At 34.7% G+C, this 9,910-nt stretch carries 15 protein-coding genes and 2 tRNA genes; all 17 read right to left on the minus strand.

Going from position 1 to position 9,910, the window contains the following annotated elements:
* Positions 1 to 137: 137 nt before the first annotated feature.
* The 17 genes from K8V80_RS04500 to K8V80_RS04580 all read right to left on the minus strand — a co-directional run bounded on the left by K8V80_RS04500 (position 138) and on the right by K8V80_RS04580 (position 9,726).
* Positions 138 to 272 (minus strand): hypothetical protein, encoded by a 135-nt coding sequence (locus K8V80_RS04500; RefSeq protein WP_268762461.1) that lies wholly within the window; start codon positions 270 to 272, stop codon positions 138 to 140.
* A 476-nt stretch (positions 273 to 748) separates the two neighbouring features.
* Complete coding sequence (locus K8V80_RS04505) at positions 749 to 1,051, minus strand: hypothetical protein (RefSeq protein ID WP_276775743.1); 303 nt, start codon at positions 1,049 to 1,051, stop codon at positions 749 to 751.
* 208 nt (positions 1,052 to 1,259) lie between these two features.
* Positions 1,260 to 1,826 (minus strand): hypothetical protein, encoded by a 567-nt coding sequence (locus tag K8V80_RS04510; RefSeq protein ID WP_276775744.1) that lies wholly within the window; start codon positions 1,824 to 1,826, stop codon positions 1,260 to 1,262.
* Positions 1,827 to 1,872: 46 nt separating this feature from the next.
* On the minus strand, positions 1,873 to 2,598 hold the full coding sequence (locus tag K8V80_RS04515) for a hypothetical protein (RefSeq protein WP_276775745.1): 726 nt from the start codon (positions 2,596 to 2,598) through the stop codon (positions 1,873 to 1,875).
* The gene (locus tag K8V80_RS04520) at positions 2,598 to 2,987 is read right to left on the minus strand and encodes a hypothetical protein (protein WP_276775747.1); all 390 of its coding nucleotides are present in this window, start codon (positions 2,985 to 2,987) and stop codon (positions 2,598 to 2,600) included. The genes K8V80_RS04515 and K8V80_RS04520 overlap by 1 nt, the downstream gene beginning before the upstream one ends.
* Before the next feature lie 18 nt (positions 2,988 to 3,005).
* Positions 3,006 to 3,341, minus strand: coding sequence for a hypothetical protein (locus K8V80_RS04525; RefSeq protein ID WP_276775749.1), 336 nt, complete (start codon positions 3,339 to 3,341; stop codon positions 3,006 to 3,008).
* Between the two features lie 8 nt (positions 3,342 to 3,349).
* Positions 3,350 to 3,682: a hypothetical protein gene (locus K8V80_RS04530; RefSeq protein WP_276775751.1), complete on the minus strand. Its 333-nt coding sequence runs from the start codon at positions 3,680 to 3,682 to the stop codon at positions 3,350 to 3,352.
* A 6-nt stretch (positions 3,683 to 3,688) separates the two neighbouring features.
* Complete coding sequence (locus K8V80_RS04535) at positions 3,689 to 4,051, minus strand: hypothetical protein (RefSeq protein WP_276775752.1); 363 nt, start codon at positions 4,049 to 4,051, stop codon at positions 3,689 to 3,691.
* 1 nt (position 4,052) lies between these two features.
* Positions 4,053 to 4,484: a transcriptional regulator gene (locus K8V80_RS04540; RefSeq protein WP_095182854.1), complete on the minus strand. Its 432-nt coding sequence runs from the start codon at positions 4,482 to 4,484 to the stop codon at positions 4,053 to 4,055.
* Between the two features lie 1,381 nt (positions 4,485 to 5,865).
* Positions 5,866 to 5,939 (minus strand) — tRNA-Phe (locus tag K8V80_RS04545).
* A gap of 114 nt (positions 5,940 to 6,053) precedes the next feature.
* Positions 6,054 to 6,135 (minus strand) — tRNA-Tyr (locus K8V80_RS04550).
* Positions 6,136 to 6,812: 677 nt separating this feature from the next.
* Positions 6,813 to 7,241 (minus strand): RusA family crossover junction endodeoxyribonuclease, encoded by a 429-nt coding sequence (locus K8V80_RS04555; protein ID WP_276775756.1) that lies wholly within the window; start codon positions 7,239 to 7,241, stop codon positions 6,813 to 6,815.
* A 5-nt stretch (positions 7,242 to 7,246) separates the two neighbouring features.
* Positions 7,247 to 7,597, minus strand: a complete 351-nt coding sequence (locus K8V80_RS04560; protein ID WP_249565197.1) for a hypothetical protein — start codon at positions 7,595 to 7,597, stop codon at positions 7,247 to 7,249.
* A 13-nt stretch (positions 7,598 to 7,610) separates the two neighbouring features.
* A complete protein-coding gene (locus tag K8V80_RS04565; protein ID WP_276775759.1) occupies positions 7,611 to 8,192 on the minus strand; it encodes a hypothetical protein in 582 nt (193 codons plus the stop codon).
* Complete coding sequence (gene dcm, locus K8V80_RS04570) at positions 8,143 to 9,165, minus strand: DNA (cytosine-5-)-methyltransferase (RefSeq protein WP_276775760.1); 1,023 nt, start codon at positions 9,163 to 9,165, stop codon at positions 8,143 to 8,145. Before dcm ends, K8V80_RS04565 begins: the two co-directional genes overlap by 50 nt.
* Positions 9,152 to 9,499: a DNA cytosine methyltransferase gene (locus tag K8V80_RS04575; protein WP_276775761.1), complete on the minus strand. Its 348-nt coding sequence runs from the start codon at positions 9,497 to 9,499 to the stop codon at positions 9,152 to 9,154. The genes dcm and K8V80_RS04575 overlap by 14 nt, the downstream gene beginning before the upstream one ends.
* 11 nt (positions 9,500 to 9,510) lie before the next feature.
* Positions 9,511 to 9,726: a hypothetical protein gene (locus tag K8V80_RS04580; RefSeq protein WP_276775762.1), complete on the minus strand. Its 216-nt coding sequence runs from the start codon at positions 9,724 to 9,726 to the stop codon at positions 9,511 to 9,513.
* Positions 9,727 to 9,910 lie beyond the last annotated feature (184 nt).

The following is a 9,910-nucleotide window of genomic DNA, read 5'->3' on the forward strand; positions in this document are numbered from 1 at the left end:
GAATTTAAGCATTCTAATTCCTTTCTCAAAAAAACGAATTTTGAAATGAAAAATATACCCCCCCTATCATTTTTGAAGTCTCAAAAATTTCGAGTTTTCAAATGAAAAATATACCCCCCCTATCATTTTTGAGACGATTATTTTTTGGGGTTTTGACTAGGAATAGGATAATCTGGCTCAGAATTAAACTCATCCCTTATTTGTTTAATATCTTGTTCACTCAACTTATTTAGGCCTCTCTTTATTCCTTTCTCAAATTCTTTTGCAGTCACATTTAATTTTCTCTTTTCTATTTAATAAGCAACGCCCCAGTTTGTAAGAGCTAGGACGTTTATTTTTTATTCTAACTAGAAACGGTCGCAAAAACGGCCGATTAGCTTTTCAACCGCATTTTATACTCCCTATAAAGCTATCTTAGTTTCATTATAGGGATGATTAATAATGGTCACAATCGAGTTAAATATAACTCCTACAAAATTTAAACCGGTTAAAATCGACGGGTTTAGAATACGAATATTTTTAAGAACATTAAAAAACGATTGCTTTTCTTTAGCTCGTATTTTTACATTAGATATTATACTTTAGATATGGAAAAGATAGCAGGTTTACAGCACCTAGTCAAAAAAGCTGGAATTTATAGCGGGTTTACAGTACCCAGCCAAAAAACTGGAACTTATAGCGGGTTTGCGGAGCCCAGTTAAAAATCGAATTTCCACTAATTAAATAATTATGTCAGAGCGCTAGTTTACTAGAGCTCTTTTATTTTTCTTTCTAACTCATCTAGTCTTTTCGATAACTGATCGGCTTTCTTTCTAATTTCATCGTTCCTATCCTCAAATAGAGTGGTTGTGTTAGAAGTTAATAGTCCAACAGTATCTTTGCTTTTCTTTTTATTATATCCCCAATGAAATGCTTTACTCATATTTTTAAAAGCATCCTGGAGAGAATTTGCAAAATCGTTTAGAGAATCAAAAGTACCTCTTTTACTTTTTTTACTTTGTTCTTTTTCAAGCTGCCATTTAGGTTTTATTCTTTTTGTCACTTTATCCATCCCTCCCTACAAAAAAAGCCCTCCTGTAATCAGAGAGCTTACTTTGATACCTACTCCTACGGCCATCAAAGTTGATCTTAAAGTTATTATACTATCTATCTCTAATCAATGTATGATTACTTAAAATCTAATGTTTCTATTTCGATTAATTAACGGTTTAAATACTTTTTAAAGAGCTTAGAATGCTCCTCTCAGCACTAACTTTTTATTAGTCACTTTCAATTTCTATGTCTTCAAGATCTGATAATTTTATATACATTCTAGATATTTTCCAATCTATCGCATAATCTTTTGGCTTTATCCATCCATCGCTCCAATAATATTTATCGCTTAATTCATTAATATATGAAGTTCCAAAGAAAACTTTAGAAATACTGTATGGTATTTTACTCTGTATTCTATCAAAAGATACATATTTGACATTTAATGCTAGCGATTGTTCTAGTTGAGCTTCATTAATAAATCCTGTAAGGACTAACTTTTTATTTTTTAACTTAATCTTTGCGATAGCCTCTGATTTGTATCTGGAACAGAACTCATCGAATTTGTTTTGAACCGAATTCTGTGTTATTTCGTTTTGTTTTTCTTCAAGAAAATTTTTTAATTTTTCGTTTTCTAAAGTGATTTCTTCTTTTTCAATTTTTAGTGTATCAATTTTCTCTTGTAATTCTAATTCAACATCTTTTTTCTTAAGCGCTTTAAGCTTTGCAATCAGTAGTCCTATTGCTATACCGATGCAAAAATAAAAAATAATAAGGATGAGTGTTTTTGCCATAGATAAATTTTTGTTCCTCCCTATTTTCCTTCATTATCTTCGCTCTCTACCTACTATAAGTGTGACCGTTAATATTAATATGCGTGTTATCAGTGAGCTCGACTGTATCCCCTACTTTAATCTTGGCGTATATCTTTTTAGGAACAGCAATTACCTTATCGTCAACTTTAATCCATCGCATGTTTTTCTTTTGAGCTTCTTGTTTTACCTTAGTAGACTCATGATTGTGTGAATTCCAGAACCACCAAGGCATCCACGGATAATAGTAGCTAAACATTGGTCGTCTATAATAAGCATCACAATATCCATGCCAATATAAGTAATCTGATCTATAGGAATTACTGCTTAAAGAATGATATGTGGTGGTCGTTTTTGCACGTTCAATACTTTTAGATACTTTAGGCGTTTGTGGTAAACGATTTATAGCTTTTGTAGTCGGAGATACTGTTTTAGCAGCACCCGTATTTGATGTCTTGCTACTTGTATTTCCTGTACTAGTATTTGTTCTGGTTATGCTATTACTATGCATGGTAGAACTTGGACCGTGAACATTACTAGAATGTGGCATGGCCGAAGTATGTGGTGTAGTTGCTGGACGAGATGTAGGTCTAGCCGTTGTTGGATGGCTTACTGGATGTGAACTAGGGTGTGCAGAGGGATGCGATGATGGATGAGCAGATGAATGACTTATAGCATAAACGTTATTACCAGTTGTGCCCAAAGAAATAGTTGCTAGTCCTAAAATAGTGACTATTCTTGCTATACGCTTCATTATTCTTTCTTCGTTACCTTTCCTTTAATCACAGGCTGGTTATACATAGTATATGGCGCACGATAAATATAATAAGTATCATCTTTAAACTTAACATAGGGTGTCTCAAGATCAGGAACTATAATTTCTTGGTAATTATCAGAACCGTTTCTCAAATCTGTCTTTACCAGTACTCCCGACTTATAGAACCCCAAAGAATAATATTGATGTTCAATATCACTATTAGCCTTAGCTTCAAAATAGGCCAGCTTATATTCTTTATTTTCTACCATTGCGCTAGAATGAGGATCGCTTGCAGCTTTACTATCGCTGTTTGATGAGGAACATCCCGTTGTTAATGCTAAACAACTTAATGCAACTCCCAATAATCCAATTAGTTTTCTTTTCATTTTATCCCTTTCCTCTTATTAGAGCTTTACTTCATCTACTTCTTCAATTTTGTTTACTGGTATGCTGAAATCAACTAGACAATAATTTCTTCCGCCATCTTTTGGCATTACAAGTCCACTACCCCAGCATACTGTTGCATACTCTATCCGTTTGGCATAACTCATCACTTTATCGAAAAATACAAATCCTTTTTCTGATCGTAAAGCTTTTTTCATGTCTTCTGGTTTGCACACTACATAAGTATGAGTAGATCTATCCGATCTGATGTATCTAACGTTATAGACTTTTCTTCCATTTAGCATATTAGCTAAACGTGCACTTGCTTCTTCTGTACTCATTTCGTTATTCGTCATTTTGTAGTTTATCCTCTTATTTCAGAAACATTTTTTATATCACAAACACGTATCTTAAACTGAGTAACTTGGTAACTGCTAGCACTCCGAATTTTTGAATCTTCAAAATCATCAAACCATTTATAACGAGAGCGAATTCTCTCACCTTGCAGCAAGTCAATCTCAATATTTAATTTATTTAAGTCTATAAAACCAGATTTTGTTAACTTTATATCAAGTTTATTTGGTTCATCAATGATGTGAATTGATCTCAACTTGTCAGTAACAAGACAGTTAACTTGATATATTTTCTTATTACCCTCTAATAAATCTGATAATGTATGTACTACTTGATTTTCCATCGGCTATTACTCCCATCTTGCTTGTTCTTCTATGAATTCAATGTTTTTTATAGGGATTTTCACAAATCTTAATCGATAATCCTTCACTGAATCGTCAGGTTCTTGAAAATCATCTTGCCACTCAAAATCTACATAATCTTCGGACGGATAGGTGCTGCCCCGTTCAGATACAGTGATATAAATATGTTTTCCCACATAAGACTCAATCTTATTGAAAGCCATTAGATTTTCAGAGCTGGATAATTCGCTTCTGTCGGCTACAACACAAATAAATCGCATTTCATTGCCATAAGTAAAATGAATGCGATAAATTTGCTTAGTTCCAATTAATGCTCTTATTTTTTCTATACTTTTATCTTTATTAGTCATTTTAGTAATGCAAATTTAATTCCTTTGCTATATCTTCTAAAAAGTCATTGAAAGCATCATAAGCCTTTGTTTTGCTAACAGGGATGACATGTGCAATCACTAGATCAGCAATGTTTAAATACTTTCTGTTTCTTGGAGCTTTAAAATACAGTTCGTTTACTATCTGTTGTACGTATTCTGGTGCTTCTTCATAGCATGCTTTAATAGTAAAGTGTTCACGTCGAAGATTGTTTAATCTAATATCTTCATCCAGTGTAATTAACATACGGTCAACACTATCATTTGGCTTATACTGAGCTTTACCGCCACCCACATTTTCATCTACTGGAATAAAAGGGTGACGAAGCTCAAACTCTCTTTGAGCCTTATATTTGTTATATTTCATGTAGTCTTCGAGTAGAGATTCGATATAAGCACGGGTTTGTCTCCTCAATTTCTGTCACCTCTAATTCTTATGTGTAAAGTATTTAATAAGGGCAGCTAAACCGCCAAGCACAAACCCAACACCCCAAATTGCGAAATATACCACTATAATAAGTGCTAAAAAATTAGCGATAAATAAAGTACATGGTAACAAGGTATGCGTCATGTTAAAAATTAAATTATTAAAGAAATTAAACAAATGTTCTTTCCTCCATAAAAGAAAAGCGACCAGAAGAAAGGAAATCTGGACGCAAGACTAGTAATGATTGAATTTGAATTGTAAGGTTACAGCCTTTTAGTTTAGGCTATATAGATATCATAGGAATTGCACCTATATCTCCGGTGAATGTATGGCGGTATTCTACTTGAACTAAATATCTACCGTAGGCTACCATTCTATCTATAAAAAAAGCAGTCTGAAAATAGATAGTCAATTTAAGCAGCTCTGATACTTAAATTGAAAAATAATGGGTCACGGCACTACGTATAGAAAATGCTAGAATCGAACTAGAATAGTTATAGTGTTAATATTTATGAGTACTCTTGGTATTAGCAAATCTTCGGGCAAAAACAGCAAATTGATATATAAAAACTATTACGACCATTTCGTCATTCTCTAAAAATGTGTGGGTCTTATTAGGACCTAGGCAACTTTCACAAGGACTATATTAAAACTACTAGCAATATATCTCGTACTTACAGGAGCGGCCTGTAAGCTGATATACGTTTTATAAGCTAGGACGTGGACCAATCCCACTCAACTTTCACTCGAAATACGATTTTCTGTATTTTGTAATAATTAAATTGCACCATTTGAGCTACTTGTACAATACTCGTGTGCTTATAGCTGGTTTTTATCCCAGCGTCAAGGTGCTACAATCTTATTCTCTAACACTCTTTTGGTTCTATTAACTAAGAGAAAGTCAATATTAACTAGAGTCCCTACACCTGCTATCATTCAACGCAGGTTCGGAATTTATTCGATTGCCACACGGTATTTGTTTTTAGTTTCCTGTGTGTTGCCCCTTGCTTCTAACCTAGATTGCTTTCTTTCACAATGCCCTCTAACAACTACGCTTTGGACTAGAAAATATTTGCGGTATCCCTCAAATACGTTCACTAGGTTTTTACAAGAAGTATTGCTGGAAGGATTTTCAGTCCCTTATGCACCAGCTTCACACAAATTGCGTATCAAGGAGTCGAACCTTGCCTCACTATATTTTCGTGAGTGCCAACATACGCACCACAAGTTTATCCTCGCCATTTGCACTCCATGGCTGTGTAATGATCCGTCACTAACTTGTAAAAGTGCTGCTCTTATTGGGGGTCCACTATTTAAGCGCTACTAGCGGATCGATCTTTTATCGTAAGCAATAGCCCATTAATATAAATGGCAACTAATGGAATTGAACCACTGACGGCCTAGAACTTCACTCTAGCGCTCTACCAACTGAGCTAAGTTGCCACTGTGCACGATTTCCTCGTGACTAACTTGGTATTTATGTACGATTTACCATTACCGCACATAATTGTTTATTTGTTTATATTAGTCGTTAAACTCTCAAATATCGACTACTCATGGCAAAGGTAGGACTCGCACCTACGAAACCTTTCGGTGGCGGATTTACAGTCCGCTGTCGTTGCTACTGGACCACTTTGCCCAAACAGGAAAGCTGCTTTCCTTAAGCATCGCTTTCACAATTAATTGGAGGTTTTGCTTTCTCTGCGTTATTGACGGAATGATGTGCATTACACCGTCATCTTCAATTAATTAACCTATTATGTCTACAATTAAGATTAGTAAACCAGTGTCAGGGTTGTAGTTATACCCTAATAAGTGAATGTGGAGTCGAACCACCAGGATAACGGATGTAAAAATATTCTGACCGAAATAATAATTCAATATGATTTTTTGCTATCCCTTATTCACTTAGCAATTAGATTTGCGAACTATATATTGGTTAAAATCAAAAATCTAATTGCGCCAAGACAATCAAATGCACTGATACTTTTTCAATAAAAATAAAACGGATTTACTTACACTTTTTAAATATACATTTGATTATCTCCAAAGCCTTAGTGCGTCGGTACTAAAGCAGATCAAAAAACTTCGAGAAAATTTGCCAGTAACTGGCAATAGCCACTAAAGGAATCGGACCTTTACTTTTAGCTTTTTCCTTATGCAAAAATAATAAAAAGGTGGCTACAAAATATGTGGAATGTATTAAATTTCTTCTTTGTATAGGACATATTCTATGATATGCAGTTTTTAAAATGGTCACAAGCGAATTTTACAAAAAAAGAGTTTTATTCAATAAAATGAATAGAACTCTTTCAATTATATTTGTATTACCTCAACTTTAACGCAAGGCGTTAGACTATACCATTGCTCCTGCATATCTTCTACTATCTGCTTATCGTCCTGATAAATTATTCCACTCATCGCATCAGCAATTCCTTTATAAACATTATCGATATCTGGCTTCTTAGTTGGTCTTTCTGTACCTTCTAAACAAGCCTTTTTTCTTTTCTTGGAATAACTTTTGGGAATTTCAAAATAATGCATCAATTTAATCCTTATAGGCCCATCCAATGGGTCTCCCTGATAAGCATCATACGCAAGTTTTTTCACCAGATTTTTATATTGCCGCGATTTTGGTGGATCAACAGCATGAGGATAACGTCCTCTAGTGGTAAATCTCGGTCTACCTTGCCCTACCGGCTGTCCCGGAATAACAAAAGATACAGTGGTTTGCGACGCATTCAAGCCACTTATTTTTGCTCTCCCTTTTTAAGATAAGGTTTTACGTTTCTTACCCATTGCATAGCAGTATAGTTGACAAGATCTTTGCTTGTATCGTCCATTGATTTTATTGCATCTGATAGGCTTAATGTAGAATTGCCATTTTGAATTTCTTGAACTTCTTTTGCCAAAGAAACTAATCTTGATGCTTTTTGAATAACAGGCCAAATTGATACTACTACTGCATTTTTTTCATCAAACATATCCATTGATCGCTCAAATGCAGATTTACCACCATTATCATAATTTTTACCTCTTTGTTCTTTAATCTTAACAGCTTCATCAAAAAATTCTTTTACATCATTTGTTTTTGAATCCATCTATATACCTCACTTAAAAATAATATTGTTCTCCTTGAGCATAACTTGCATTGTTTTCTTTAATATAGAACTCATCATGCTGCCGTGGATTTTGATAAACAGCCCCAATAGGAAGTTCAGCCCAATGAATTTCATTTTTTTGTATTTCAAAAGAATCGTCTTTTCCTCGATTTACTGCTGAAAACTCATATCCAAGTTGACCACACCATTCTTGCACGCCTTTTGACGTAGAAAAATAAATTCTATTTCCAGTACTTTTTGCTACTACAATTCTTGTAAATTTAGCTGGTCTTTCTTTAAGATTTCTCAACCAATTCCTAACAGTTGATCTTTTAACGGATAGTTCTCTTTCGATTTCTACATCAGTATATCCTTGTAGTGCTAAATCATGGGCTTTCTTTTTTATTAGCCGCTCTGTACGACGAGCTTTATTTTTTAGTCCATTGTTTTTGTTCGATACATTTAAAGTTTTATCTGTGAGTTTATGTAGCCGGATTAACATCGGATCATTGTCTGGGCATTTCAGCACTGATCCATACTTATGTTCAATTTTTATTGTTAATTCCGAAATTGGATGATCTTTTAGCTTTGTCATCTTCTAATACCAGTCTCTTTCCTATCTGCTCAATTACGTCAACAGTTACAGCATTCCCAGCTTGCTTATACAATTGTGTATCACTTATTCCGGCTTTCTTTGCTTTTTCAAATTGCTCATCGCTAAAGCCTTGAAGTCGCCAACATTCCCTAGGTGTTAGCTTTCTAATAGCTACGACATCACCATTTTTTAGCATTACGCCATTACGGTCGACCACGTTGGCTGTGAATGTCGGCTTGCCATTTTCTTTAAATCTTCGACTGTCGATTTCAATCTTGTCGGTTTTAACCATTCCAATTAAATTATCCTTCTGAACAGTAGTAAGAGTATTGCTTACATTTGATTTTTTAAGACTAAACTTTTTTAAGTCTTTTCTGCGAACTTTTATTTTGCCAGACTCATAAGCTTTTCTAATTGCTTTGCCGTACTCGTTTCGCTTGTATTTTCCCAGCAGTACTTTTGTCTGACTAGCTCTTTGTGGTCTTTCAATTAAAACTTTAGGTTCTAATCCCCCACCTTGTGCCGTATTAAGTGTTGGCGATAATCCATTAGCACTATATATTCTTCCTCTTTGTGGATTGCTAAAGCCTTTTTGCTTAACTATATTTCCGACCTGTCTAACAGCTACTTGTTTTGGATGTTTATAGTCAGTAGCAGTTAAAGTAGGGCTAATTCCATTCGAGCTAATAACATTTTGGCTCTTATAGTCAGTTGACGAAGTATTTCCAACTACTCCAATTTTTGGGTTTGGTCTAGCAAAATCCGTACCTTGTCGTTGGATAGGAAATACTTGTCTGGTACTTGTTCCTCTAAGATGTCCGATAATATAGACTCTTTCTCGGTTTTGAGGCACGACATCGGCAGAATTGAGAACTGTCCATTCAACATCGTACCCGACTTTGTCCATTTCAATGATGACCCTTGCAAAATCCCATCCCCCATTGCTGGATAAGAGAGCTTTAACATTCTCCATGATAAGTATGGTAGGTAACGTCTTCTCCCCCCCTAATTCTTTCTTTAAGGCATCTGATAACCTCAAAGAACATGGAGCTTCTTCCGCCTTTAACAATGCCTTTTTGTTTTCCGGCAATACTGATGTCTTGACAGGGTGATCCGAAAGTCCAAAGATCGACATCTGGTAATTCGATTCCTTTAACTTCTCGTATGTCATTTGCTGTAAATTCTCCTTCTGTGTTATATATAGCTTGATAGCTCTTGCGTGCGTACTTATCCCATTCAATATATCCTACGCACTCATGACCTGCTTTCTCTAATCCAGATCTAAAGCCACCAATTCCTGCAAACATATCTATAAATTTCATTCGACTATCCTAATCTTTTCATTTGTTTTTTCAGTTAAATCATATTTTTCAACCGTAACGTTCATGTATTGTTCACTAAAATAAGCTCTTGCAATACTGGCTCTTTTATTAAGTGTAATAAAAATAACCGATTCATTTCTTTTATCTGAATAGCCACTTAATGCGTACCATTCATATTGTGGATACTTCTCTTCAAGTACTTGTCGAGCCAAATCTATTAGCATTTTTATCGTCCCCTTTAGAACTGATGTTCGAAACGAAATGTAAAAAATAAAAAAGCTTGCTTTTTTGCTTATTATTCATTCTCCATTTCCTCACGCAGTTGATTTGCCGCATTATACGTCAAATCATTAAAATAATTAAAAGCAATCTGATAGTCAATTAACGTATACAACT

It is taken from the genome of Bacteroides coprosuis (assembly GCF_020741705.1).
Taxonomy (GTDB): domain Bacteria; phylum Bacteroidota; class Bacteroidia; order Bacteroidales; family Bacteroidaceae; genus Bacteroides_E; species Bacteroides_E coprosuis.

Excerpts from the sequence above, each read along its gene's own strand:
- K8V80_RS04505 (WP_276775743.1), bottom strand. The coding sequence starts at position 1,051 with ATGGATAAAGTGACAAAAAGAATAAAACCTAAATGGCAGCTTGAAAAA.
- K8V80_RS04510 (WP_276775744.1), bottom strand. The coding sequence starts at position 1,826 with ATGGCAAAAACACTCATCCTTATTATTTTTTATTTTTGCATCGGTATA.
- K8V80_RS04515 (WP_276775745.1), bottom strand. The coding sequence starts at position 2,598 with ATGAAGCGTATAGCAAGAATAGTCACTATTTTAGGACTAGCAACTATT.
- K8V80_RS04520 (WP_276775747.1), bottom strand. The coding sequence starts at position 2,987 with ATGAAAAGAAAACTAATTGGATTATTGGGAGTTGCATTAAGTTGTTTA.
- K8V80_RS04525 (WP_276775749.1), bottom strand. The coding sequence starts at position 3,341 with ATGACGAATAACGAAATGAGTACAGAAGAAGCAAGTGCACGTTTAGCT.
- K8V80_RS04530 (WP_276775751.1), bottom strand. The coding sequence starts at position 3,682 with ATGGAAAATCAAGTAGTACATACATTATCAGATTTATTAGAGGGTAAT.
- K8V80_RS04535 (WP_276775752.1), bottom strand. The coding sequence starts at position 4,051 with ATGACTAATAAAGATAAAAGTATAGAAAAAATAAGAGCATTAATTGGA.
- K8V80_RS04560 (WP_249565197.1), bottom strand. The coding sequence starts at position 7,597 with ATGGATTCAAAAACAAATGATGTAAAAGAATTTTTTGATGAAGCTGTT.
- K8V80_RS04565 (WP_276775759.1), bottom strand. The coding sequence starts at position 8,192 with ATGACAAAGCTAAAAGATCATCCAATTTCGGAATTAACAATAAAAATT.
- dcm (WP_276775760.1), bottom strand. The coding sequence starts at position 9,165 with ATGGAGAATGTTAAAGCTCTCTTATCCAGCAATGGGGGATGGGATTTT.
- K8V80_RS04575 (WP_276775761.1), bottom strand. The coding sequence starts at position 9,499 with ATGTTTGCAGGAATTGGTGGCTTTAGATCTGGATTAGAGAAAGCAGGT.